This is a genomic window from Mesorhizobium sp. 131-3-5 (assembly GCF_016756575.1).
Taxonomy (GTDB): Bacteria; Pseudomonadota; Alphaproteobacteria; order Rhizobiales; family Rhizobiaceae; genus Mesorhizobium; species Mesorhizobium jarvisii.
In genome coordinates this window covers 6344097-6368965 of record NZ_AP023254.1, presented here as the reverse complement: position 1 = coordinate 6368965, position 24869 = coordinate 6344097, and the positions used below count along the sequence as shown (strand labels likewise).

The 24869-nt window shown below is 62.8% G+C and carries 18 protein-coding genes and 1 tRNA gene; 6 read left to right on the top strand and 13 right to left on the bottom strand.

What is annotated here, in order from left to right; genetic code table 11:
- The first annotated feature begins 2 nt into the window (after window positions 1-2).
- Together JG747_RS30915 and JG747_RS30910 are read left to right on the top strand one after the other, a co-directional pair.
- On the top strand, window positions 3-557 hold the full coding sequence (locus JG747_RS30915; protein WP_202360697.1) for a hypothetical protein: 555 nt from the start codon (window positions 3-5) through the stop codon (window positions 555-557).
- Between the two features lie 36 nt (window positions 558-593).
- Window positions 594-899, top strand: a complete 306-nt coding sequence (locus tag JG747_RS30910; RefSeq protein ID WP_202360696.1) for a hypothetical protein — start codon at window positions 594-596, stop codon at window positions 897-899.
- A gap of 180 nt (window positions 900-1079) precedes the next feature.
- On the opposite strand, the gene JG747_RS30905 is transcribed toward JG747_RS30910, so the two are convergent.
- Together JG747_RS30905 and JG747_RS30900 are read right to left on the bottom strand one after the other, a co-directional pair.
- The gene (locus JG747_RS30905; protein ID WP_202360695.1) at window positions 1080-1850 is read right to left on the bottom strand and encodes a P63C domain-containing protein; all 771 of its coding nucleotides are present in this window, start codon (window positions 1848-1850) and stop codon (window positions 1080-1082) included.
- 326 nt (window positions 1851-2176) lie between these two features.
- Complete coding sequence (locus JG747_RS30900) at window positions 2177-2404, bottom strand: hypothetical protein (protein WP_202360694.1); 228 nt, start codon at window positions 2402-2404, stop codon at window positions 2177-2179.
- A 78-nt stretch (window positions 2405-2482) separates the two neighbouring features.
- Between JG747_RS30900 and JG747_RS30895 the strand changes: the two genes are divergently transcribed.
- Window positions 2483-3379, top strand: coding sequence for an ATP-dependent DNA ligase (locus JG747_RS30895; protein WP_202360693.1), 897 nt, complete (start codon window positions 2483-2485; stop codon window positions 3377-3379).
- On the opposite strand, the gene JG747_RS30890 is transcribed toward JG747_RS30895, so the two are convergent.
- Window positions 3368-3826 (bottom strand): hypothetical protein, encoded by a 459-nt coding sequence (locus tag JG747_RS30890; RefSeq protein ID WP_202360692.1) that lies wholly within the window; start codon window positions 3824-3826, stop codon window positions 3368-3370. The genes JG747_RS30895 and JG747_RS30890 overlap by 12 nt on opposite strands.
- A gap of 108 nt (window positions 3827-3934) precedes the next feature.
- Between JG747_RS30890 and JG747_RS30885 the strand changes: the two genes are divergently transcribed.
- A complete protein-coding gene (locus JG747_RS30885; RefSeq protein ID WP_202360691.1) occupies window positions 3935-4366 on the top strand; it encodes a hypothetical protein in 432 nt (143 codons plus the stop codon).
- A gap of 7 nt (window positions 4367-4373) precedes the next feature.
- Here the strand turns inward: JG747_RS30885 and JG747_RS30880 are convergent, their stop codons facing one another.
- Window positions 4374-4724, bottom strand: a complete 351-nt coding sequence (locus tag JG747_RS30880; protein ID WP_244748282.1) for a hypothetical protein — start codon at window positions 4722-4724, stop codon at window positions 4374-4376.
- Between the two features lie 398 nt (window positions 4725-5122).
- On the opposite strand from JG747_RS30880, the gene JG747_RS30875 reads away from it, so the two are divergent.
- A tRNA-Thr gene (locus tag JG747_RS30875) sits at window positions 5123-5197 on the top strand.
- A gap of 48 nt (window positions 5198-5245) precedes the next feature.
- Here JG747_RS30875 and JG747_RS30870 read toward each other — a convergent pair.
- The 6 genes from JG747_RS30870 to JG747_RS30845 form a co-directional block, all read right to left on the bottom strand.
- Entirely contained in the window at window positions 5246-5998 is a 753-nt protein-coding gene (locus JG747_RS30870; protein ID WP_027047246.1) for a GGDEF domain-containing protein, read from the bottom strand.
- 161 nt (window positions 5999-6159) lie between these two features.
- The gene (locus tag JG747_RS30865) at window positions 6160-6837 is read right to left on the bottom strand and encodes a thermonuclease family protein (RefSeq protein ID WP_236952272.1); all 678 of its coding nucleotides are present in this window, start codon (window positions 6835-6837) and stop codon (window positions 6160-6162) included.
- A 63-nt stretch (window positions 6838-6900) separates the two neighbouring features.
- Window positions 6901-8100, bottom strand: a complete 1200-nt coding sequence (locus JG747_RS30860; protein WP_069091282.1) for an ABC transporter substrate-binding protein — start codon at window positions 8098-8100, stop codon at window positions 6901-6903.
- An 85-nt stretch (window positions 8101-8185) separates the two neighbouring features.
- A complete protein-coding gene (locus tag JG747_RS30855; protein WP_141700907.1) occupies window positions 8186-8392 on the bottom strand; it encodes a hypothetical protein in 207 nt (68 codons plus the stop codon).
- 18 nt (window positions 8393-8410) lie between these two features.
- Window positions 8411-8779, bottom strand: a complete 369-nt coding sequence (locus JG747_RS30850) for a hypothetical protein (protein ID WP_027047245.1) — start codon at window positions 8777-8779, stop codon at window positions 8411-8413.
- A 72-nt stretch (window positions 8780-8851) separates the two neighbouring features.
- A complete protein-coding gene (locus tag JG747_RS30845; RefSeq protein WP_202360690.1) occupies window positions 8852-19399 on the bottom strand; it encodes a beta strand repeat-containing protein in 10548 nt (3515 codons plus the stop codon).
- A 322-nt stretch (window positions 19400-19721) separates the two neighbouring features.
- Here JG747_RS30845 and JG747_RS30840 point away from each other — a divergent pair, with 322 nt between their 5' ends.
- Window positions 19722-20666 carry a transglutaminase-like cysteine peptidase gene (locus JG747_RS30840; RefSeq protein WP_038644568.1) on the top strand — a complete coding sequence of 315 codons (945 nt, stop codon included), beginning with the start codon at window positions 19722-19724 and terminating at the stop codon, window positions 20664-20666.
- An 85-nt stretch (window positions 20667-20751) separates the two neighbouring features.
- On the opposite strand, the gene JG747_RS30835 is transcribed toward JG747_RS30840, so the two are convergent.
- The 3 genes from JG747_RS30835 to JG747_RS30825 are packed head-to-tail and all read right to left on the bottom strand — an operon-like array spanning window position 20752 to window position 24850.
- Complete coding sequence (locus JG747_RS30835; protein ID WP_019860381.1) at window positions 20752-21393, bottom strand: ribbon-helix-helix domain-containing protein; 642 nt, start codon at window positions 21391-21393, stop codon at window positions 20752-20754.
- Window positions 21383-22672: an HlyD family type I secretion periplasmic adaptor subunit gene (locus tag JG747_RS30830; RefSeq protein ID WP_202360689.1), complete on the bottom strand. Its 1290-nt coding sequence runs from the start codon at window positions 22670-22672 to the stop codon at window positions 21383-21385. The genes JG747_RS30835 and JG747_RS30830 overlap by 11 nt, the downstream gene beginning before the upstream one ends.
- Window positions 22673-22717: 45 nt before the next feature.
- Window positions 22718-24850, bottom strand: a complete 2133-nt coding sequence (locus JG747_RS30825) for a type I secretion system permease/ATPase (protein ID WP_019860379.1) — start codon at window positions 24848-24850, stop codon at window positions 22718-22720.
- Window positions 24851-24869 lie beyond the last annotated feature (19 nt).

The following is a 24869-nucleotide window of genomic DNA, read 5'->3' as shown; positions in this document are numbered from 1 at the left end:
CCATGCGCAAGTTCGCTCTTGCGGCGCTGGCGATTGCCAGCGTCGCTCTTTCCCTTGCGGCGCCGGCTCTGGCCGATACCGTCTCAACCGTCGCCACGGCGGCAAACAGCCCGGTCCAGACCACGACGCAGGTCGGCATCCCGATCGGCGATTGGCTTGGCGGCAGCGCCGAAGTCATCATCGCCGTCGCCGGCGCGCTAGTCGCATGGGCCATGCGTCAGCTTCCATCGGCAGTCGTCCAGGTCCTGCAGACCATGCAGGTCGATCAGCTCCTCACCAAAGCCATCAGCTACGGCATCAACGCCGTCGCTGGCGCGGAACAGGGCAAGGTGCTGAAAGTCGATGTCGCCAACGAGGTCACTGCCAAATCGCTGCAATATGTCATCGACCATGCGCCCGGGCGGCTGGTGACATGGATGGGCGGTGTTTCGTCGATCGAGGAGAAGATCATCGCCCGTCTGTCGGTCGAACCTGCCTCGGCAGTGGCCGCTGCCGCGACGTTGGTAGTCGTCCCGCCTCCGGCAGAACCGGCTCCTGCACCCGCCGCGGCCGCGTAGATAGCATGCACTTGAAGGGCATCGGGGCGAATGCAAATGAAGGAAGTGCCTAGTCGGCTGCGGGATCTCGATCCGGAAACGATCCTCTGGCTCGATCGCCTCGATAGCAAGCAGCGCGAAGCCCTGATTTGGGCAGGCCGGCTCAACCCGGAGCAGCGCGCCCGGCTGGATGAATTCCTCGGTCTCGATGAGGATCACTTCGCTGCCGGCTTCGCTGTGGTGAAGCTCTGGACGCGCCTTCGGTGGCTCGGTTCCACATCGATGTGGATCATTTTGACGGTTGCCGGGTTGTTACTGGCAGTGACGCAGATCATCGACCAAGTGAAAGGACCGAGGCCGTGAGGCTGCCGGGCACCTCATCGGACGTTTTGGCTGGCCTGATCTTCCTCTTGGCCGGGGCGATCGGCGTGCTGCTCTATTTGGAGGTCGCACAGGCGCTCTCCCTGAACTAACCTGACACCCACATCATCACCAGTCTCCCCACCGGCTTCGGCCGGTGGGGTTCTTTTTTGCGTTCTGGAGCTATTCCGGCAGCAATTCGATCTGATCGCCGGATTGGGGAAAGGCCTTGGCGAAAAGGCGCTTGAAGCTCGGCCAGTCGTCGGACGCTCGCATCAACACCGTCGTAGCTGATATCTGGCGCTCCAGGTGGGGATTGCCGACGTCCTCGGTCAGAAATTGGTGATGGCGATTGCGCCGTCTGCCGTGCTCGTCCTTCGGATTGATGGTGTGAAGCTCTTTCAACACGCCGGGCGGAAGCCGCTCGTAAATGTAAGTGTTGGTGAACTTGCCAACGACACCGGGCCTGCTGACGGATTCTGGGTCATAATCCCAGCCGTGAAGGCGGAACATCTCACGATAGAAGGAATCGGGAAACCGCTTCGCCCACTTCAAAAGCTCCGGCGAGATATAGGCCTCAAGGATCTTGTGGAGGGCGTTACGCTTGCGAACCTCTTGAAAGCCCGTCGCCTCGTCGACTAGCGCAACGATGCCGACTCGAGCAAGGCCGCGCATGATCAGTTCGCACTGCTGCGCGATGGTCATCTGCTGCTTTTGCAGCATCCCGGCAGCGCGCGCCATCAGCACCGCCTCGCACAGTTCGACCAGGATGTCGGCGTCATAGCCATGCGCCCGCTGGCCGGTGGGCGTGAGGAACAAAATCGGGTTGCGGAATCGCTCCATCAACTCGTTGGAAACGAACGGCTTAATGCGATCGCCAGATGCGAAAAGCTCGAAGCGACTCATGCCTGCGACCATCGAACCGCCGCGAGCCATCCGCAGCGCGTCCTGCATGCCGCCGGTGATCAGAACCCGGCGTTCATCCTGAAGGACGAAGCACGGGATTGCCATCTCTCCGATGCGAAGCGGCCGATCATCGGCACCGTAAATGGCCTTGGGCAGGTTTGCCCTGGCCGGGTCAGCCTTGGCCCATCTCGCCAACGCGCCGGCCCGCGCGACCTCGCTGCGAGCCGCTGCCGTCATCTGCGTCAATCTGGCTTTGCCAGCCTTGGAATGCCCTGCGCCCATCGAATCAAACTCCGTTGCTATCGCCTGATAGCATCGACGGGTATGCTATCGCCGATAGCATGTCAACGTTCGCGAGATGTTCTCCCCAGCAGCTATGCCTTGATAGTCGGCGCCGGCGGCTTCACCGTCGCCGCGACATGGAGCTTCGCGACGGTCGCGACGATGGCGGTGGCGATCGCCTCGGCCTCGTCCATCAGCTCCGGGCCGTAGAGCCCATTGACCATCTCTTCGCTCGGCAGGACGCCGGGCGGGCAATGGTCTTCGATCGTGCGCCTGATAAGGGTGAGCGCTGCACGGCACTCCTCAGCCTCGATCTTCATAACGATTTCCAAGTTCAATTTCGCTAAAATGCAACCAAAACGGCACACGCGCCTTGAATCGCGTTTGGAGTTTTGTGCATGCGTAACGCCGAGGACCGGCTTAAGTTCATCAAACCACAGGAGCCGCTGCTGGTCCTGGAGCCACCGCTTAGCGACGACTGGCTCCATGAGATCAAATACGACGGCTTCCGGACCCAGCTGATCCGCGATTGGGCGGGCGTTCGCGCCTTGACCAGGACCGGGATCGACTGGTCGAAACGCTACTGGCCTATCGTCGACGCGGCCGAGAAGCTTCCGGCAAAGTCCTTCATCATCGATGGCGAGATGATCGCTCCGGATCCTGACGGCAGGCCGAACTTCCACCAGATGCATTCCCGCATGGCGTGGAACGCCGAGCTGCTCGCCTTCGTCGCCTTCGACATCATGTACCTCGACGGGCAGGACCTTCGCGCGCTGCCGGCGATCGAGCGCAAGGCGAAGCTCTGGAACCTGGTGAAGCCAGCCGACGGCATCATCCAGTATAGCCAGCACGTCGAGGGCAACGGCGCCGAGTTCTTCGCGGCCGTCGACAAGATGGGACTCGAGGGGATCGTCTCGAAGCGCAGGAACAGCCCCTATCGTGCCGGCAAGTCCGATTCCTGGGTGAAGGTGAAATGCTGGGACGTCGCCGATTTCGAGCTGATCGGCGTGAAGCGCGAACGCGGCAAGCAAACACAGGGTCTCATGGCCCGAGACGGGAAATACGTCGGGACCGCCGTCATCGCCACAAACCGTTCCATCAAGGAACGGTTATTGCAGCGGCTGGAGCGCAACCGGGCCGAACAGCCGGCCGGGGTGCCGACGGCGGTGACAGGCTCCAATGTCGAATGGGTCGGGCCTGGCATGACGGCGCGGGTGCGTTATCTTCGTGGCGAATCGAAGTTGCGCCACGCGTCGGTGCAGGATCTACGGGAAATTGGCGATTCACTGGCCTAAGGCGGATTCCAAGCGAACCCCCGCGCATTCGATCGCGCCGGGCATATCAACTGGCGGCTGAAGCAGGGTCCCGTCGTCTGCGCATTGGGGGATGCGCCATGTCTCTTGGCCCATCTTCACGTCTATGCAATTCTGGAAATCCCCCGCAACGGCGCAGTCCTGGCGGGCCTTCCCATAGGTCGAGCAAACGTCAGCCCAATGGCACAGATCTTTTGTGCGCTTTTGCTGTTGGGCTTTTGCTTTGGCATCCGCCGTTTTTGCTTCGATATCTGCTAAAACAGCATTCTCTCGTTGCTGCTTTTGAGCCGGTGTTTCGGGCAGGAATGCTGTGGGGAAAGCTACCTTAGCGGCGAACGCCAGGATAGTTGCGCACAGAAAGAATAAGCCGAATATTACAAACACGCTCGGCCCTCTCTTGGAGGGCTTTGACGATTCAGTGTTGCTCATGGCTTATCCTGTGGCGCCGATGGCAATGAGTAACAGAGGCCTACACGCTAGGCCAGTTGCGAATTTTAGAGCGCTGCATCGACTGCAGCGAGGTGGCAGGAGGTCAACGTGCCGGCTGATCGATTAAAGGTCCGCGACGCGGCGGCCGATGGCTACGAGGTGCTGGAGGATGGGGAGCCGATCTGGTCTTGCGAAACCATAGTCGAGGCAGTTCGATTTGTCCGAGATCGTGGCGCACGGCTCTGGCTTGATTGGGACCGGACGATCATCAGCGGCCGAGCGCTGCCATTCGATTTCTCGCCGACGTTCCTGGGCTCCGACACCGTCGGCCGTATCATCGGCGAGCAGCATGGCCCCAACGCTGGCTCTTGGTCATGGTCGATAGCCACCCACGACGACCGGTGGCGCAAGCACGGTGGTCAGCGAGGCCGCGCAGCAACCAAGGCCGAAGCGGTGGCCGCGCTCGAGCGAGAGTTCACCGCGTACCTGGCCAACACGTCTCCAAAGCCGTCGCCTTATGCCCAGGCGAAGGGCGTCTGATCGCGGGTCAGTTTGAACTTCGTATCGCCCATCGCAGTTCGCGAGCGGCTATGTAGCCGATCACCAATCCCACCAGGATCAGGAGATATGGCCAGACAATAATCGCCCCCACTATCAACCAGCCCTTTGGGTTGTGGATGGCCGAGCCTAGGGCGACCTCTTGCCCTTTGAAAGGATTTGACCAGTCTGTCAGCAAAATCCCGCCACATAGAACTAGGTACGCAGAACTTATGATGCCCACTCCGGATGCGGCGATGCGGGGTGCAGTTGACCTGATCGCCCGCAGTTTTTCGAGCAATGTCGGCAACACTGCAAAGCTATAGATCAAGGCAACGAAAAGTGCCCAGCCGTTGTACATGCCCGTTGCCCCCACCTGCTCGCCGTCTAAGGATACATGTTCCGCCCGGTCCGCGACAAGGAGGCATCCAACTTGGAATCGGTAGCAGGGGAAACCTCGCAACCATATCAATTCGAGCCGTGGCGGGGCCAAGGACGCGCGCGAAGGGTGTCGCGGGTAGTGAGTGAAGGCAGGGGGTGCGAGAAACCTCTGTACGGGGCTCTATTCAAATCGCAACCAGAATGGCACCGATCGAGTTACAGAAATGGTGTAGCTCTCTCCCGGATGGTGCAGGCTCAAGGCTGTGTCGTGCCCGTCTGGTGCCATATTGGCACCAACGCACCAAATCGCGGCATGATGTCGAAAGCGGGCTCAACGCCTTGCAATTCAAGGCGTCACCGGTTATTCAGACGCCCGTTGCTGCGGTAGCTCAGTGGTAGAGCACTCCCTTGGTAAGGGAGAGGTCGAGAGTTCAATCCTCTCTCGCAGCACCAGATTTCCCTGGTTCCTGAATTGACCCTCTTTGGCGCCGCCGGCTGCTGTCAGCTGTGGAGGTGCGTCAGTTCAAACCCGGCGTCATCCTGGGCGTCGGACAGGTGCTGTTCGGCGGACCGGAACATGTCCGAGAACTCCATTTCGCTCTCCAGCATCACACCGCCAACCTTGATGGTGAGGACATCCTCGGTGCCTTTTGGCGCGAAGTAGACTTGCGCGATGCGCGTGCGGATACGCTCGCCGATCTCCTTGGCCTCCGCTTCGGTGGCGCCCGAGAGGAAAACTCCGAACATCGAGGCCCCGATGCGTCCGATCAGGTCCTCCTCGCGCACCGACGACTGGATGGTCGAGACGATGAGCCGCAAGGCCTCGTCGCCCCATTCAAGGCCGAAGCGCATGTTGATGGACCGTAGATGTTCGGGATGGATGATCAGGAAGGCGCCCGAGCGCGGTCCTGGCCCCGATCGCCTGGCTGCCCGTCGCTCGACCATCGACGTAAAGACCGGCCCGTTCAGGCAGCCCGTCAGCCTGTCATACGTCCCGGATCTGTTGAGTTCCTGCCGATAGCGGTGGATTTCGACCCGATTCCAGCCGACCAGCGCGAAAAGCGGCAGGCCGATGATCACCGGCAGCAGTCCCGCGGTGATCATGCTGCGGGCGAACGGCGTCAGCGCGTCGCTGAACAGGAGCAGGTAGTTGAGGCCAAGGGAAAGGCCGAGGCTCCCGGCGGTTCCGAGCAATGTCAGCCACGCGACCTGCTTCCAGGGCCGGGCAGTGGTGGTCGCCATTGGTCTCGTCATCGGCCGATCTCCTGTCAGGTCTGCTGGTATAAGGCCTGCCTGCCGTAATTTCGGTTTCGCCGAACTGTACAATTTGATGGAAAAAGGCCGAATGGTGTTTTTCCATAACTGGGGCGAAGCCGGTTTGCGAAAAACCCTGCGTTTTGACGATCAACTGCTGCCTATTGCGGCGGTCCGAAGATGCCCATCCCGGCATTCCTGGCAACTGCTTCCGCCTTGCCATAGATACCGCCCGGCAGCGCCGTCGCCCAGCCATTGGACACCAGCCAGGCGCCGACATCCTGCTTGCCCAGCCGGCATGATGCTGCGATGGCAAAGCGCTCGGTTTCCGGCGGCAGGAAACAGTTCAGCGCGCGCCCCCGCAGCCAGGCATTGAAGGCCGCGCGGGCCCGCTGGCCGCAGGGCCAGACCTCGTCGCGAAACGAACAGGTCTGGTCCACGCCGATGTCCAGAGCTCCGCTGATCGCCAGTTTCCATCCCATCGATTCGAAAGTCGCCGACGACGTTGCAATCGGACGGTAGAGCAGGGTTTCGCGCCAGTTTTGCGGCATGGGCGTTTTGGGGCGGATTGCTAGGCCGAGTTCGCCGAGCGGCGGCCGGGCTTCGACCCGCTCGATTTCCGACAGGTCGACCGGTGGCGGGGCGACAAGGCTCTCGGCAATCCGCCGCGCCGGTTCCCGCAACTGTCGGTCGGGAATGGCCGCGGCTGCCGGGGGTGCTTGCTTGCCGGCAATTTCCAGGGATGGCGCAGGGACGGGCCGGTCGAGAGAAAGCAAGGCTCCGGCCCGCATGATCAGGACAATTCCGAGCACGAGCTCGAGGCCCCCGATCGCGATCACCAGGCGGGCATGCCAACCCATCAGGCCGGCGCGGCGTTCGCGCGATGACCCGCCGGCGGCCGGTCAGAAACCCGACGTCGATTTGGCAACCAGTTTGAGCGCACCCTTTTCTATCCGATAGAATGGCATCGATCTTTGGCTGGAACCGTCAGCGCGAAAACGGAACAGACCTGTCGATCCGCGAAACCCGTTCGGGTTTTCGAGGGTCTGTTTGCTGAAGCCGTCGGGTCCGACCGCGCTGGCGATCCCTGCCGTCAGGGCAACCATATCATAGGCATAGGCCACATTGACGTCGGCAGGGTAGTTGTATGTCGTCCTGAAGCGGTCGGCGATCGGTCCGGTTTCGCCTGGATCGAGCGTGGCGATGTATGCCCCCTCGAACAGCGGATCCATCGGGCGCTCCAGCCAACGGTCGGTTCCGACGACTGAAACCGCTTTCCCCGGAATGCCCTTTGATTTGAGGGCGGCAAGGACGGGCGCGGGGCTGGCATCGCCGCTGGCAACAATGACCGCGTCGGGAGCGTCGACGAGTGAGCCCATCTGGTCGACAGCCTTGGTGCCCCCGTCGCCGGCCGCATAGGGCAAGGTGACCGCGAGCGTCGCGCCATAGATGCTGAGGCCGTTCGCCACCCGCTTCTCCACGGCGCTGGCGTTCGAGCCTTCCGCGACAAGCAACACGAACTTCTTGCGGCCTTTCGCGGCGAGCCCCGCTGCACCCGCCGCGGCGCTGTCGCCTTCGCTGAGACGCACGGCATAAACCCCGGCGCTGCCGGCGAAATTGTCGGCAAGCGCCAGAACCGGAGGGCGCGTCGAGCCGGACAGCGTGGCAATATGCTGGGCTGCCGGCAGTTCAGTCGGGCCGATGACGACCTTGGATCCCGTCGTGATGGCTTGCACGGCCAATTTGCCGGCCTGCGCGCTGTCGCCTTTCGTGTCCTCTATCGTCAGCGTCAGCAATCCATTGCCGATATCCGTCATCGCCAGCTTGGCGCCGTCGAGCATCTTCCTGCCGGTTTCCCCCGACGTCCCGGAAGCGGACAAGGGCAGCAGCATCGTGACCTTGGCCGAACCGGTACCGAGCGACTGGCTCGCCTGGGCCGGACTGGTGCTGGCGGCGCCATTCTGTCCCGCAGGCGCGGCGACCGCGGCCGGATCGAGCACTTCGGAAACGCCGCCTTTCGACTGGCAGCCCGATAACGGCACGGCGAGCGCCAGGGCTATCGCCCAGATCTGCGGACTGCGGCCCTGTCGGACAGCTTCCATGATTGGTCCACCCCGTCTGCCGCCGGATATTTCCCGGTCTGGTCCTCAACTCATGTTAGGGCGGACTTGCCGCGCCGTCTTGCTGTTATTCAACCGTCGACAGCCGGGAGTCGGTGCCTTGACGCGCCTGGCGGCGCGATAGTCGGTAGCATTTCATCTGTCGTGGCCCGGGTACGAACGCGCCGCGCACGCAATCGGCACCGGCCTGCGCGGCAGACAGATCAAGGCTGAACAGGGCGATCGTTGCGGCGATCGCCCATGGAATTGATCCGTCTGATGTCATGATGGCCAACAGGCGCGGCTCATCCGGTCAGTGCATGTACTCGACCATGCGATCGTGGAAACACTCGCATTTGTTGAGCGTGTCTTCGTCCTTGTAGTTCGTCTTCAGATAGCCATAGGCCATGCCGCAGGCGACCTTGGCTTCCGAAGCCCAGACGAAGGCAGGCCGGGATGAGTTGATCCATTCCGAGCTGTTGGCGACGGCAACCGATTCGTCCATCAGCTTCACCACCTGCTGCTTGAGGTCGACGATGTTGTCGTTCAGGACCAGGTTGGACGTCCCCACGACGCGGCAATAGTCGCCTGTTGGCCCTTCGATGATGTCGGCGGCGAAGCTCGCCGTTCCAGCCAGCAGCAGCAGCGCGGCCGAAGCCAGCAATTTTGTACAACGCTTCATTTAAGTCCCTCTCCAAACCGCCATTTTATTCTTCGCTAATATATAGCACGCCAGCTCGGCCACGCATAAGTGCTAAATCGTGGCCGTGTGCTGCACGTGGTTCGAGTCGTCGTAGAGAATGTTGATTGTTCCGGCGGCAGGCGCGTTTTGCAGAACGGCAACATCCACGAAGTTGGCCGCATTGCCGGAACCGCTGGTGTCGACGCTCACAGTACTGGTCGCGCTGTTGTAGTGCACGTAGTTGCTGATGCTATTGGCTGGCGCCGTGTCGAACAGCGCGCTCAAGTCGATCTTGTCGCCCTCGCCGCCATGGTAGTCGGCGACCAGATCCTTGATGTTCAGATTGTCGATCTTGAATGTGTCGGCGCCCGAAGTGCCGGCGATGGTCGCGGTGCTCCCGGAACTGGCGTTATCGAAATTGCCGAAGCCAATGTCAGCCACCTCACCTGTCGCGCCGTCGGCGGTAGTGAACGCGGCTTCGCCATAGGTCACGACCGAGCCGTCGACGGACACCGACTGCTGGTGGTTGCTCTCAAGACCGATCTCAACGATGCCCAAGGCCGCCAGAGACTTGAACTCGCCTGGATCCGACACGCCGTTGCCGTTGGCATCCTGCCAGACACCAAATTGCGCAAAGTCGTGATCGGCGGCAGTCAGCTTGCCATCATGGTTCGTGTCATAGAGCTGCTCGAGTGCGGCAAGATCGGTCGGAGCACCGGCGGCATGCTGTGTGAAGACGATCTCCGAACCGTTGTTCACCCTGCCGTCGCCATTGAGATCGATCGCCAGGATGCCGTCATGCGTGTCGACCCAGGCCGTCTTCGAAGCGACGCCGTCGCCGTTATAGTCGAACGAAACCGTCGAGTGCGTCAGATCGGTCGTGTGGACACCGTCGTGGTTGAGGTCGAGCACGACTGGAGTCGCGAGATTGGGCGTCAGGCCATCTTTCACGTGGACTGAGAAACTGGCGGTCGTTGTCGTGTCCCCATCGCCATCCGTGAGTTGCAGGGTAAAGGGGATCGTATGGTCGACACTGGTGGAAATCGCCCCGACGCTCGTCAGGTTGAGTTTCGTCGAGCCCGAGGACTCGTACGCATCGATCCAGGCAATCTGTAACCCGGTGGGCGATTGGATGGTCACCGACGTCGCGCCGGTCGCTGGAGTAAAGGCTTGCGATGTTCCGTCGATGTAATGCGCGACGAATTCAATCTTGTTGGTGATTGGATCAACCGCACCAAAGGTGAACGTCGCATAGGAGACGTTATCCATGGTGATACCATTTGGTGCAGCGTAGGGATTGGTGCCAGCTGGATCGGTGTAAGAGTTTGCGTAAGAGTTCGGCGTTCCGAAGTCGAAACGCATGAACTCCCCTTGATCGAAATTATTGTTGTCCAGTCCCCAACCGGATGCCGAGCCGTTCACGTTGACGTCCTGCTTCAACACCGGGTTGCCCCCCAATAGCCACGCCGCTTCCTGGCTTGAGGACATTGGGGATGAGACGTCGCCTTTGTTATCGATAGACGCGCCCCAGCCGGTTACCATGACGATATGCTCGTGGTTCGTCTTGCTCACATCCACAACGATGGATGCAGTTGGGCCTGCGCCGAAAGAACTGCCGCTCCCGATCGAAACAGGGTTTAACGTGCCATCGAGCGGTGCCCGCAAATCGAATACATATTGCCCCGACGCGCCGGCGGTGGGATTCACGGTCAGGGTGAAAACCGCAGTGTCGCCCGGAGTGAAGCTATGGCTGCCATCATTGTCGGCATAGGCTGTCAGGACGTTGCCGTTCTGAACTGTAACCAGGTTGTGGCCGCCTGAGGTCAGACCGGTCGTATCGGCTGTGATCGCCACGGTTGACCCAACGCCGTCGGCACCGGCGACAAAATGGAGCGTGCCGACCGCAGGTGTCTGCGAAGGATCGTCGTTGGTCTGCTGATTCTGCACGGGGCCTAAAGTCGGAACGTCGTCGACGATCTCAATGGTGATCGCTGCCTGGGCATTGGCGCCGGTCTTGTCGATGACCGTTAGCCCGAAGACGTCGGTTTCCGTTGCGTTGGGCAAATCGGTGGTTGGAGAGGTCAGGTGATAGACATAGGTCGCAACCCCGGTTGCGGCATTGTAACTCGTGATCGTGAGTGTGCCGTGATCACCGTTGATTACATTGTTGTTGCCCAGGTTGGCGATGAGGATGGTCGTGCCCTTGATGGTGACAGAGGCAACATCGCTCAGGCCGTCCGGATCTGAAACCTTGAATGTGCCGTCGACATCGATGGTAGTTGGACCGACCTTGGAGCCCGCGGGCAGGCCGGCTTCGTACACCATGTCGTTGGCGCCACCAGGATTGCCGGTATCAACCGTGATCGTGGGTGTGTCATTGGTGCCGTTGATGACGACGGTGACCTGCTGGTCGTCCCAGGCGCCCTTGTCGTCGGTGACGCGCACCGTATAGGTCTCGGTCACGCTCTGGCCCTGGGCCAGCGCCTGGACGGCGGCACTGGCGTTGTTGAGGGTGTAGGTCCACTGGCCGCTGCTGTTGACGCTGAAGGTGCCGTAAGCCGTGCCGGTGCCCTGCGGGCTGTTGGGGCTGATGCTCCAGGCGGCGGTGTGGCCGGTGTCGGGATCGGCCGAGGCCAGTTGGCCGCCCGTGGTCAGCGTGCCGTCTTCGGTCACGCCGCCGGCCGCATTGCCCGCCGCATAGCTGATGACCGGGCTGTCGTTGGCGCCGGTGATGGTGACGGTCACGTTCTGGGTGGAGGTCGCGCCCTTGTCGTCCGTCACCGTCACGGTGAAGGTCTCGGTCGCGCTGGCGCCTTCGGCCAGCGCGTTGGTGGCGGGCTTGCTGTTGTCCAGCGTGTAGGTCCACACGCCCGTGGTCGGGTTGACGGCGAAGCTGCCATAAGTGCCGGCGGCATTGCCGCTCCAGGTGGCCGTGGCGCCCACGTCGGGATCGTGTGCGGTCAGCGTGCCGCTCACCGTCGGCGTGCCGGCCGTCGGCGCGCCCGGATCGGTCGAGGTCGTGCCGGCAATCACAGTGCCGGGATCGGCATTGCCGGCTTCGACGACCGCACCCGTGCTGTCTCCAGTGATCGTGGGTGTGTCATTGGTGCCGTTGATGACGACGGTGACCTGCTGGTCGTCCCAGGCGCCCTTGTCGTCGGTGACGCGCACCGTATAGGTCTCGGTCACGCTCTGGCCCTGGGCCAGCGCCTGGACGGCGGCACTGGCGTTGTTGAGGGTGTAGGTCCACTGGCCGCTGCTGTTGACGCTGAAGGTGCCGTAAGCCGTGCCGGTGCCCTGCGGGCTGTTGGGGCTGATGCTCCAGGCGGCGGTGTGGCCGGTGTCGGGATCGGCCGAGGCCAGTTGGCCGCCCGTGGTCAGCGTGCCGTCTTCGGTCACGCCGCCGGCCGCATTGCCCGCCGCATAGCTGATGACCGGGCTGTCGTTGGCGCCGGTGATGGTGACGGTCACGTTCTGGGTGGAGGTCGCGCCCTTGTCGTCCGTCACCGTCACGGTGAAGGTCTCGGTCGCGCTGGCGCCTTCGGCCAGCGCGTTGGTGGCGGGCTTGCTGTTGTCCAGCGTGTAGGTCCACACGCCCGTGGTCGGGTTGACGGCGAAGCTGCCATAAGTGCCGGCGGCATTGCCGCTCCAGGTGGCCGTGGCGCCCACGTCGGGATCGTGTGCGGTCAGCGTGCCGCTCACCGTCGGCGTGCCGGCCGTCGGCGCGCCCGGATCGGTCGAGGTCGTGCCGGCAATCACAGTGCCGGGATCGGCATTGCCGGCTTCGACGACCGCACCCGTGCTGTCTCCAGTGATCGTGGGTGTGTCATTGGTGCCGTTGATGACGACGGTGACCTGCTGGTCGTCCCAGGCGCCCTTGTCGTCGGTGACGCGCACCGTATAGGTCTCGGTCACGCTCTGGCCCTGGGCCAGCGCCTGGACGGCGGCACTGGCGTTGTTGAGGGTGTAGGTCCACTGGCCGCTGCTGTTGACGCTGAAGGTGCCGTAAGCCGTGCCGGTGCCCTGCGGGCTGTTGGGGCTGATGCTCCAGGCGGCGGTGTGGCCGGTGTCGGGATCGGCCGAGGCCAGTTGGCCGCCCGTGGTCAGCGTGCCGTCTTCGGTCACGCCGCCGGCCGCATTGCCCGCCGCATAGCTGATGACCGGGCTGTCGTTGGCGCCGGTGATGGTGACGGTCACGTTCTGGGTGGAGGTCGCGCCCTTGTCGTCCGTCACCGTCACGGTGAAGGTCTCGGTCGCGCTGGCGCCTTCGGCCAGCGCGTTGGTGGCGGGCTTGCTGTTGTCCAGCGTGTAGGTCCACACGCCCGTGGTCGGGTTGACGGCGAAGCTGCCATAAGTGCCGGCGGCATTGCCGCTCCAGGTGGCCGTGGCGCCCACGTCGGGATCGTGTGCGGTCAGCGTGCCGCTCACCGTCGGCGTGCCGGCCGTCGGCGCGCCCGGATCGGTCGAGGTCGTGCCGGCAATCACAGTGCCGGGATCGGCATTGCCGGCTTCGACGACCGCACCCGTGCTGTCTCCAGTGATCGTGGGTGTGTCATTGGTGCCGTTGATGACGACGGTGACCTGCTGGTCGTCCCAGGCGCCCTTGTCGTCGGTGACGCGCACCGTATAGGTCTCGGTCACGCTCTGGCCCTGGGCCAGCGCCTGGACGGCGGCACTGGCGTTGTTGAGGGTGTAGGTCCACTGGCCGCTGCTGTTGACGCTGAAGGTGCCGTAAGCCGTGCCGGTGCCCTGCGGGCTGTTGGGGCTGATGCTCCAGGCGGCGGTGTGGCCGGTGTCGGGATCGGCCGAGGCCAGTTGGCCGCCCGTGGTCAGCGTGCCGTCTTCGGTCACGCCGCCGGCCGCATTGCCCGCCGCATAGCTGATGACCGGGCTGTCGTTGGCGCCGGTGATGGTGACGGTCACGTTCTGGGTGGAGGTCGCGCCCTTGTCGTCCGTCACCGTCACGGTGAAGGTCTCGGTCGCGCTGGCGCCTTCGGCCAGCGCGTTGGTGGCGGGCTTGCTGTTGTCCAGCGTGTAGGTCCACACGCCCGTGGTCGGGTTGACGGCGAAGCTGCCATAAGTGCCGGCGGCATTGCCGCTCCAGGTGGCCGTGGCGCCCACGTCGGGATCGTGTGCGGTCAGCGTGCCGCTCACCGTCGGCGTGCCGGCCGTCAGTGCGCCCGGATCGGTCGAGGTCGTGCCGGCAATCACAGTGCCGGGATCGGCATTGCCGGCTTCGACGACCGCACCCGTGCTGTCTCCGGTGATCGTGGGTGTGTCATTGGTGCCGTTGATCGTGAATGTGATGGTCTTGCTGTCGGCGTCGCTGTCGTGATCGGTTAGCGTATAGCCGAGCGACACGTTGATGGTATCGCCGGTCTCCAGCGCCTGCGTCGCGGGCTTGCTGTTGTCCAGCACGAAGCTCCAGGTGCCGTTGGCGTTCTGCGTCAGCGTGCCGTAGTCGGTCAGGTTGACAGCGCCACCGTTCAGCATGGCGGTCGCCGTGCCCCAGTTCACTGGGCTCGCTGCTGCCGGGCCATCGGCGCCGAACGTGTTGTTGTAGTCGGTCGTGACGTTGCCGCCGACGGTGGTCGCGGCGCCGTCCTCGGTCAGCGCGCCGGCATTCGCATTGTGCGCAACCGGCACGTCGTCGACGATGACGATGCTGATGGTGCCGTCGCCGTGGGTCCCGCCGATGCCGTCAACCGCGACGGCAACGCTGTCGGGCAGCGTGTTGTTGCCGTTGCCGGCAGGGTGGGCCTGCGCGGCATTGAGCGTGTAGCTGTAGGCGAAGGTGGCTTCCGTGCCGGCTCCCGCCGGCGTCACGCCGGTGATCGTCAGCGTGCCTTCACCCGTGTTGATGGTCTTGCCGAGCCAGTCGGACAGCGTGTGGGTCTCGGTGCCGATGGTCACGTCCTTGATGCCGTCGGTGGCGGTGACCTTGAACGTGCCGGTGTCGGTCTCGCTGGTGTCGGCAACCGAGGTCAGGCCGTGTTCGTAAACGACATTGGAAGCGCCACCGGCATTGGCGTCGTCGCTCGGCGTGACCGTGACGGTGGAGCTGTCGTGGGCGCCATTGATCTCGAAGGTGATGGTCTTGCTGTCGGCGTCGCTGTCGTGATCGGTTAGCGTATAGCCGAGCGACACGTTGATGGTATCGCCGGTCTCCAGCGCCTGCGTCGCGGGCTTGCTGTTGTCCAGCACGAAGCTCCAGGTGCCGTTGGCGTTCTGCGTCAGCGTGCCGTAGTCGGTCAGGTTGACAGCGCCACCGTTCAGCATGGCGGTCGCCGTGCCCCAGTTCACTGGGCTCGCTGCTGCCGGGCCATCGGCGCCGAACGTGTTGTTGTAGTCGGTCGTGACGTTGCCGCCGACGGTGGTCGCGGCGCCGTCCTCGGTCAGCGCGCCGGCATTCGCATTGTGCGCAACCGGCACGTCGTCGACGATGACGATGCTGATGGTGCCGTCGCCGTGGGTCCCGCCGATGCCGTCAACCGCGACGGCAACGCTGTCGGGCAGCGTGTTGTTGCCGTTGCCGGCAGGGTGGGCCTGCGCGGCATTGAGCGTGTAGCTGTAGGCGAAGGTGGCTTCCGTGCCGGCTCCCGCCGGCGTCACGCCGGTGATCGTCAGCGTGCCTTCACCCGTGTTGATGGTCTTGCCGAGCCAGTCGGACAGCGTGTGGGTCTCGGTGCCGATGGTCACGTCCTTGATGCCGTCGGTGGCGGTGACCTTGAACGTGCCGGTGTCGGTCTCGCTGGTGTCGGCAACCGAGGTCAGGCCGTGTTCGTAAACGACATTGGAAGCGCCACCGGCATTGGCGTCGTCGCTCGGCGTGACCGTGACGGTGGAGCTGTCGTGGGCGCCATTGATCTCGAAGGTGATGGTCTTGCTGTCGGCGTCGCTGTCGTGATCGGTTAGCGTATAGCCGAGCGACACGTTGATGGTATCGCCGGTCTCCAGCGCCTGCGTCGCGGGCTTGCTGTTGTCCAGCACGAAGCTCCAGGTGCCGTTGGCGTTCTGCGTCAGCGTGCCGTAGTCGGTCAGGTTGACAGCGCCACCGTTCAGCATGGCGGTCGCCGTGCCCCAGTTCACTGGGCTCGCTGCTGCCGGGCCATCGGCGCCGAACGTGTTGTTGTAGTCGGTCGTGACGTTGCCGCCGACGGTGGTCGCGGCGCCGTCCTCGGTCAGCGCGCCGGCATTCGCATTGTGCGCAACCGGCACGTCGTCGACGATGACGATGCTGATGGTGCCGTCGCCGTGGGTCCCGCCGATGCCGTCAACCGCGACGGCAACGCTGTCGGGCAGCGTGTTGTTGCCGTTGCCGGCAGGGTGGGCCTGCGCGGCATTGAGCGTGTAGCTGTAGGCGAAGGTGGCTTCCGTGCCGGCTCCCGCCGGCGTCACGCCGGTGATCGTCAGCGTGCCTTCACCCGTGTTGATGGTCTTGCCGAGCCAGTCGGACAGCGTGTGGGTCTCGGTGCCGATGGTCACGTCCTTGATGCCGTCGGTGGCGGTGACCTTGAACGTGCCGGTGTCGGTCTCGCTGGTGTCGGCAACCGAGGTCAGGCCGTGTTCGTAAACGACATTGGAAGCGCCACCGGCATTGGCGTCGTCGCTCGGCGTGACCGTGACGGTGGAGCTGTCGTGGGCGCCATTGATCTCGAAGGTGATGGTCTTGCTGTCGGCGTCGCTGTCGTGATCGGTTAGCGTATAGCCGAGCGACACGTTGATGGTATCGCCGGTCTCCAGCGCCTGCGTCGCGGGCTTGCTGTTGTCCAGCACGAAGCTCCAGGTGCCGTTGGCGTTCTGCGTCAGCGTGCCGTAGTCGGTCAGGTTGACAGCGCCACCGTTCAGCATGGCGGTCGCCGTGCCCCAGTTCACTGGGCTCGCTGCTGCCGGGCCATCGGCGCCGAACGTGTTGTTGTAGTCGGTCGTGACGTTGCCGCCGACGGTGGTCGCGGCGCCGTCCTCGGTCAGCGCGCCGGCATTCGCATTGTGCGCAACCGGCACGTCGTCGACGATGACGATGCTGATGGTGCCGTCGCCGTGGGTCCCGCCGATGCCGTCAACCGCGACGGCAACGCTGTCGGGCAGCGTGTTGTTGCCGTTGCCGGCAGGGTGGGCCTGCGCGGCATTGAGCGTGTAGCTGTAGGCGAAGGTGGCTTCCGTGCCGGCTCCCGCCGGCGTCACGCCGGTGATCGTCAGCGTGCCTTCACCCGTGTTGATGGTCTTGCCGAGCCAGTCGGACAGCGTGTGGGTCTCGGTGCCGATGGTCACGTCCTTGATGCCGTCGGTGGCGGTGACCTTGAACGTGCCGGTGTCGGTCTCGCTGGTGTCGGCAACCGAGGTCAGGCCGTGTTCGTAAACGACATTGGAAGCGCCACCGGCATTGGCGTCGTCGCTCGGCGTGACCGTGACGGTGGAGCTGTCGTGGGCGCCATTGATCTCGAAGGTGATGGTCTTGCTGTCGGCGTCGCTGTCGTGATCGGTTAGCGTATAGCCGAGCGACACGTTGATGGTATCGCCGGTCTCCAGCGCCTGCGTCGCGGGCTTGCTGTTGTCCAGCACGAAGCTCCAGGTGCCGTTGGCGTTCTGCGTCAGCGTGCCGTAGTCGGTCAGGTTGACAGCGCCACCGTTCAGCATGGCGGTCGCCGTGCCCCAGTTCACTGGGCTCGCTGCTGCCGGGCCATCGGCGCCGAACGTGTTGTTGTAGTCGGTCGTGACGTTGCCGCCGACGGTGGTCGCGGCGCCGTCCTCGGTCAGCGCGCCGGCATTCGCATTGTGCGCAACCGGCACGTCGTCGACGATGACGATGCTGATGGTGCCGTCGCCGTGGGTCCCGCCGATGCCGTCAACCGCGACGGCAACGCTGTCGGGCAGCGTGTTGTTGCCGTTGCCGGCAGGGTGGGCCTGCGCGGCATTGAGCGTGTAGCTGTAGGCGAAGGTGGCTTCCGTGCCGGCTCCCGCCGGCGTCACGCCGGTGATCGTCAGCGTGCCTTCACCCGTGTTGATGGTCTTGCCGAGCCAGTCGGACAGCGTGTGGGTCTCGGTGCCGATGGTCACGTCCTTGATGCCGTCGGTGGCGGTGACCTTGAACGTGCCGGTGTCGGTCTCGCTGGTGTCGGCAACCGAGGTCAGGCCGTGTTCGTAAACGACATTGGAAGCGCCACCGGCATTGGCGTCGTCGCTCGGCGTGACCGTGACGGTGGAGCTGTCGTGGGCGCCATTGATCTCGAAGGTGATGGTCTTGCTGTCGGCGTCGCTGTCGTGATCGGTTAGCGTATAGCCGAGCGACACGTTGATGGTATCGCCGGTCTCCAGCGCCTGCGTCGCGGGCTTGCTGTTGTCCAGCACGAAGCTCCAGGTGCCGTTGGCGTTCTGCGTCAGCGTGCCGTAGTCGGTCAGGTTGACAGCGCCACCGTTCAGCATGGCGGTCGCCGTGCCCCAGGTCACTGGGCTCGCTGCTGCCGGGCCATCGGCGCCGAACGTGTTGTTGTAGTCGGTCGTGACGTTGCCGCCGACGGTGGTCGCGGCGCCGTCCTCGGTCAGCGCGCCGGCATCGGCATTGTGCGCAACCGGCATGTCATCGACGATCTGAACCGACAGTGTGCCGGGAGCCGAGACGTCGCCGTCCGTGTCGGTGACCGTCACCGTCATGTTGTCGAAGATGGAATTGTTGTCGGCGCCTGCCGGATGCTGCTCGCTATGCTCAAGCGTGTAGCTGTAGCTCACCTTGCCGGTCGCGGCGTCGAAGCCGTTGATGGTCAGCGTGTTGCCGAGCGGCGTGGTGATGTTGATCGGCGCCGATGCGCTGTTGGCAAGCGCGGCGCCCGAAATCACCTGGCCGTTGACGGTCAGCGAACCGATTCCGTCGGGCGAGGAAATGGCGAAGGTTCCGGTGTTGATCTCGCTGGTGTCGGCAACCGACGTCAGGCCGTGTTCATACACGATCGTGTCGCCGCCGCTGGTCTCAGGGTTCAGGTCGAGGATCGTCGGCGTGGAGTTGGGCAGCAGGCTCGGGAACAGTTCGCGATGTTCCGGCTGGCCGAACGCAAGATCCGTCGGCGGCAACAGCGCCGACAGGCCGAACCCGTCACCGATACCGCCAGGGGGAACCGAGAAGTCTCCGCCGGCACTCGAGGGTGAACCGCCGGCGCCTGCCGATATCGATCCGTCGGCGCCGAAGGCGACGTCGACATGACTTGCTTCCAACGCCGCGATCAAGGCAACGCGCGGCACTTCTACATCGCCGATGATGAAGGTCGGCACGTTGAGGGCGCCGTCCTTGATGACGATCACCGAACCGTCCGCCTGCTCGAGCACGAGGTTATGGCCATCGACCTTGATGTTGTCGATCGAGACGTTGGCCGGAAGCTTCACCACATGGTTGGCGTCGGCCACATATTCGTGCGGCGCGGCTGCCGCCGGGGCCTTGGCTTCCGCGGGTGCTTCCGGTTTGACGGGCGTGCCGTTGCCGACATCGACGGGAACCGGTTCAGCGGCGGCCGGAGCCGCCTTTTGCGCCGGGTTGGCCTCCGCGACCTGCGCCTGCGACGGCAGGCCGTTATGTTCAGAGTGCTCGTCCCAGGAATGAGAGACGGTGTCCAAATCGTTACTGGTGGTCATAGCCAAACCCCTTCGGTATTTCCCGGAAAGAGACATGGGCCACTTCTACTTTGCAACTATCCCGCAATCTGTTTCATATATTATGATATGCGGGCCTCGGCATTTTTTATGCGTGGTAAACTCGAAACATATAACCTGATATACATTGGCCGATGTGCAATCCGCTTGGCGGGGTCCGGCCTCGGTTGCTTGGCAAATGGAAGTATAAATTTGTGTAAAATTTTACACAAAACAACTGTCATGAAGTACAGGAAATTTATCCACCTTCTTTTCCAATAATTTGAGACGAGATTGGTAGCGTCCACAGTCAAAGGTGGGCGTTATGACAAAAGAAAAATCTGCCCTGGGGGCAACCGGGCTCAAAGCGCTGCTGCTGGCAATCGGCATTTTCGGCCTGTCGCATCCATCGTTCGCCAGCACGGTCCCAGCCGGCGCCGATCGTGTCGATTCGCTGCTGGCGAACGTCGAAACGCCTCCTGTCCTCGGGGGCATTTCGCTGCTGCGGCGGCAGCCCTGGCAGCCGGCCTCGGCCTACAGAATAGGCATGGTTCTCGGCAGCTACGGTCCGGCCACCAGCGGTCAGGAAACCGGCCTTTCGACGGCGCAAGGCAACGCCGGGATCGATCCCATCCAGACGGCGGCGATCATTCCCGGCGTGTTCGGATCGGTTGCGCTGTCCATGCATAATTTTCCGGTTTCCGCGCGTTGGGCACCGGTCTACAAGGCAATCGTCGACTGTTCCGCGGGCACTGCGTGCGACGGCAAGAACAGCATCTTCACCGCGATCGTCAACGCCGCCAAGGACAAGCGGTTTGTCGACAAGCTGTCCTTCATCAACTCAAGCATAAATCACGCGATCGCCTACAAGAAGGACAGCGTGGTTTACGGCAAGCTCGACTACTGGGCCAAACCTTCCGAAATTCTCGAGCGGCGGGCGGGCGACTGCGAGGATTTCGCCATTCTCAAGATGGCGGCGCTGCTGCGTGCCGGCATTCCGGCGCAGAGCATGTCGCTCGTCGTCTTGCAAGATCGCAAGCGCGGTTTCTTTCATGCCGTGCTGTCTGTCAGCACCGGCAGCGGCGTCTTTATTCTGGACAGCCTGAGCAACGTCGTCTCGCGGGACAGCGATCTTCCAGACTACGTGCCATTGTACTCGTTCAGCACCGACCGAGCGTGGATCCACGGCACCAGGCCCGGCGCGGCCCAAGTCGCCGATATCAAGGGCGGACTTGCGACGGTCGCACCTGGCGAGGGCCTGCAGCCATAGCATAGCCAAGCGAAGCACCCGGTTCGGCACGCCTTCGCTCTCATGTCTTCTCCCCAGAACTGGGGTCACTTTCGGGCGATATGCACTAGCCGCCGAAGACGAAGGCCATCAGCAGCTCCGGCTCGAGCACCGGCGCCCGCGCCGCATTCAATTGCCCCCGGTAGCGGCGGTCGCCCGCGCCGATGACGAAACCGGTGGCGACCGGCGTTTCGCCATTGGCGTCGAGCCGCGCGAATATGTCAGCGACATTGAGATCCAGGGCAAGCTTCAGGTCGTGGCGCGCATCTTCGCTTGGCGCGACCGGCAATTGGCGCCTGACCAGCTGCTGGAACGGCGCGTTGAAGGTCAGGATCCTCTTCGACGATGAGAGCGCAAAAGCCGGTGACGGGCAGGCGACCAGAATGGCGTTGATCGTCTTGATCGACGCAAGCCTTCGCAAGGTCTGGTTTTCGTCGGCCAGTCCGCGCATGCAGGCCACCCGGATTGCCGATGTCAGGTTTCCGGTGTGGGCATGGCTGTCGGCGATCTCGTCGATCAGCATGCCGATCGTGCATTTGCGGCTTTCGGCCATCTGCTTCAGCGCGGTCCAGAACGCCCGCTCCAGACGAATGCCGCGTCGCGTGCCGCCACGTGCCACGACCCGGAATTCCAGCCCGAAATCCTCTGTCGCCATGGGCGGCAGCAGCTGCTCGCGATCGGCGGCGGGAGACGTGACGCTATCGTTCACTCATTGCCTCCTCGCGTGCCTTGTTGATCGGCTTCAGCAGATAGGTGAGGATGGTCTTGTGTCCGGTCTTGATATCGACCGAACAGATCATGCCGGGGATGATCGAATAGGTCTTGCCATCTCGCGTCAGCGTCGACCTCTCGGTGGCGACGCGTACCTGGTAGTAGGGCTCGCCCGTCTTCTGGTCGACCAGGCTGTCGGCGGTGATGTTGGAGACCTTGCCCTCGATACCGCCGAAGATCGAGAAATCATAGGCGGTAATCTTGATCAGCGCGTCCTGGTCCGGCCGGATGAAGGCAACATCGCGCGGTGAAACCCGCGCTTCGACCAGCAGCGTCTCGGATGTGGGCACGATGCCGGCCACGACCGCGCCGGGCTGCACGAAGGCGCCGACCGTGTTGATGTCAAGCGTGTTGACGATACCGTCGACAGGCGAGCGGATGTCCGTGCGCGCCACCTTGTCGGTGGCGCCGCGTATGGTCTCATCGACGACCGAAAGATCGGCCAGCGCCTGGGTCAGGTCGCTCAGCGCCTCCTGTTGCAGCTGCAGGCCGAGCTCGTTGACTTGAAGCTGGGCTTCGGTGATGGCCGCCTTGGCTTTCTTGATGGATTCACCGGCGAGGTTCAGCTGCCCACGCAGTTCGGTCTGCTCCCGCTCGACGCGGATCTGCTCGGTCCTGGCCATCAGCCCCTTCTTGACCATGGATTCGACCAGCGCCGTTTCCCGGTCGCTGACTTCGAGATTCTTGGTGAGGCGATCGAGATTGGCGTTGGCTTCGTCCAATTCGTTCAGGCGCTGATCGAGACGCGACTTGAGGACCGACAGCTTGACCTGGAAGTTGTCACGGCGCGCAACGAGCAGTTTCTGCTCGTTGTCGCAGATTTCCGGCGCGACCTTCTGAATTTCGGCCGGACAGGGAAATGGACCGTCTATATTGCCGGTCTGCTCGAATTTCAGCCGTGCAATGCGCGTCCGGAGCGCCCTTGCCTTGGCCTGCTGCTCGCCGAGGCTGGACGTGTTCATCGTGTTGTCGAGGCGGATGATGAGATCGTTCTTCTTGACGATCTGCCCGATCTTCACGGCAATTTCCTGAACGACGCCCGGCTCGCTGGCCTGGATGATCTGGGTCTTGGAAGCCGGTATGACCTTGCCTTCGCCGCGCGCGATTTCGTCGACCTCGGCAAAGGACGCCCAGGCGACGGAAGACACAAACAGTGCCCCTATGATGAACAAGGACGCCGACGCGAAAAGCGGCGGCCGGTCTTCCCTTGCAAGCATGTCCTACAACCCCAACGCATTGAATGCGTTCAATAAGTCTGTTTTTCAGGTGCTTGTTTTCTGCAGCGCCTGTATCACTTGGTCCTTTGGTCCATCGGCAACGATCCTGCCTTGCTCGATGACGATAAGACGGTCGGCCAGTTCGAGCATGCTGAAGCGATGCGTTGAAACGATCAGCGTCGTGTTCCGGTCGAAAGCCACTTTGAGCTGCTTGATCAGCTGCCGCTCGGAAGCCAGGTCCATCGAACCCGACGGCTCGTCCAGGAAGACGATTTTCGGTTTGGTCAGCAACAGACGGGCAATCGCCATCGTCTGCCTCTGGCCGCCCGAGAGATTGGTGCCGCGCTCGCCGACATTCATGTCGTAGCCACGCGGGTGACGGGAGACGAAATCGTCGACGCCGGCAGCCTTTGCCGCTTCGACGATCTGCTCATCGGTCGCCTCCGGACATGCCATCAGGAGATTTTCCTTGATGGTACCCGAAAACAGATCGTTGGCCTGTGCGACGATCCCGACCGCGGCGCGAACCTCCGAAGGGTGGTATTGGCGGATGTCGATCCCGTCCAACAGCAGCTCGCCTGATGTCGGCAGGAAGAGCCTGCCGATCAGCCGGCCCATCGTTGTCTTTCCCGAACCTATGCGGCCGATGATGCCGATGCGCTCGCCTGGCTTCACCGAGAAATTCAGACCGGTCAGGACCTCGTTCTCGGAGCCCGGATAGACAAAGCCGACATTCCTGAACACCATGGCGCCGTTGCGAATGGGCCGGTTGACGAAACCCACCGTATCCGGGCGATCCTCCGGCTGCGCCATGATCGAGTTCACCATGCGCAGGGAGAGCATGGCCTGGCGAAGCCTGGACAAGGTGATGGCGATCTGGCCGAGTGGAGACACCGCCCGGCTGGCCAGCATCACGGTGCCGATAATGGCTCCGGTGGAGACGTGTCCTTCCGAGAAGGCGTAGGCGCCGGCCACGATCAGGGCGACGGTGACCATCTGCTGGATGGCCTGCGTTATGTTGCCAGCGGCGGCCGAAAGCTGCTTGATCTTCTCGGATGTGTTGGACGCGTTCTTGGAATGCTCTCCCCATTTTCGCAACAAATACGCCTCGGCCCGCAGCGACTTGATCGTCTCCAGCGTGGAGATGGATTCGACCAGCAGGGCCTGCCGTTGCGAGGCCTCGTTCATGGAGGCCGCGACACGCTTGCCGATGCGCTGTTGCGTGATCAGCCCGACGATCACGGAAGCCACGAAGGCCAGCGCCGGTATGATGACCAGCCATCCGCCGATCGCATAGATGACCAGGAGAAAGACGAACACGAAGGCGGTGTCGATAAACACGCTGATGGTGTTGGACGTGAAGAATTCGCGCACGAATTCATACTGCGTCACCCGATTTGCATATTCGCCTGTCGAGCCTGGCCGCGCCGACAGGGACGAGTTCAGCACTTTCTCGAACAGCAAATAGGAAATGCGCAGATCCGCCTTGCGCCCGGCATAGTCGATGAGGGACGCTCTGGCGGTCTTCAGAAGCAGGTCGAACAGGATGACCGCGGCGATGCCGATCGACAGCACCCATAGCGTCGATATCGCCTTGTTCGGCAAGATCCTGTCATAGACGTTCATGGTGAAGATCGGCGAGGCGATGGCCAGCATGTTGATGAAGATTGCCGCCAGGATAACCTTCGAATAGGTGCGCCAGAACGGACCCATCGTTCCCGTCAGCCAATGTCGCCGCTCGATCTTCGGCGCCGAACCGACATTCATCCCTTCGGCAGTGTTGGCATATGTTATCGAGAAGGAAACGCCGCCACTGATGTAGCTGGCGGCCAATTCGGATTTCGTGATGGTTACGCGGCCGTCTTCCTGGGGAGCGGTCGTGAATGCGCCGTCCTCCGTTTCGGCCAGCAGGGCAACCGGCAATTGACTGACGCGAAACACGATGGCGGGGAGGTCGATGCGTCCCCGAAGAAACTCGCGATGGCTGAATTCGGTGATTTCGAGGCCGATGCGCTCGGCAATATGCCGGATGGCTTCGATGTCGATACGCGTGTCCGACAGCGGCACGCCAGCGAACAGCACCGTTTGCGCGCTCGGCCTGCCGAGATACCCGGCAATGGCCGAGAAGCAGGCCTTGAACGCCTCCTTCGGGGAGAGGATGTTGGGTTGCTGATTCACGATCTGCCCTTAGGGACTT

Bases quoted from the DNA above. Each gene is read 5' to 3' on its own strand.
- JG747_RS30870 (WP_027047246.1), bottom strand. From the start codon at position 5,998: ATGACGAGACCAATGGCGACCACCACTGCCCGGCCCTGGAAGCAGGTC.
- JG747_RS30910 (WP_202360696.1), top strand. From the start codon at position 594: ATGAAGGAAGTGCCTAGTCGGCTGCGGGATCTCGATCCGGAAACGATC.
- JG747_RS30840 (WP_038644568.1), top strand. From the start codon at position 19,722: ATGACAAAAGAAAAATCTGCCCTGGGGGCAACCGGGCTCAAAGCGCTG.
- JG747_RS30880 (WP_244748282.1), bottom strand. From the start codon at position 4,724: ATGTACAACGGCTGGGCACTTTTCGTTGCCTTGATCTATAGCTTTGCA.
- JG747_RS30860 (WP_069091282.1), bottom strand. From the start codon at position 8,100: ATGGAAGCTGTCCGACAGGGCCGCAGTCCGCAGATCTGGGCGATAGCC.
- JG747_RS30845 (WP_202360690.1), bottom strand. From the start codon at position 19,399: ATGACCACCAGTAACGATTTGGACACCGTCTCTCATTCCTGGGACGAG.
- JG747_RS30900 (WP_202360694.1), bottom strand. From the start codon at position 2,404: ATGAAGATCGAGGCTGAGGAGTGCCGTGCAGCGCTCACCCTTATCAGG.
- JG747_RS30850 (WP_027047245.1), bottom strand. From the start codon at position 8,779: ATGAAGCGTTGTACAAAATTGCTGGCTTCGGCCGCGCTGCTGCTGCTG.
- JG747_RS30830 (WP_202360689.1), bottom strand. From the start codon at position 22,672: ATGCTTGCAAGGGAAGACCGGCCGCCGCTTTTCGCGTCGGCGTCCTTG.
- JG747_RS30890 (WP_202360692.1), bottom strand. From the start codon at position 3,826: ATGAGCAACACTGAATCGTCAAAGCCCTCCAAGAGAGGGCCGAGCGTG.
- JG747_RS30915 (WP_202360697.1), top strand. From the start codon at position 3: ATGCGCAAGTTCGCTCTTGCGGCGCTGGCGATTGCCAGCGTCGCTCTT.
- JG747_RS30895 (WP_202360693.1), top strand. From the start codon at position 2,483: ATGCGTAACGCCGAGGACCGGCTTAAGTTCATCAAACCACAGGAGCCG.
- JG747_RS30905 (WP_202360695.1), bottom strand. From the start codon at position 1,850: ATGCAGGACGCGCTGCGGATGGCTCGCGGCGGTTCGATGGTCGCAGGC.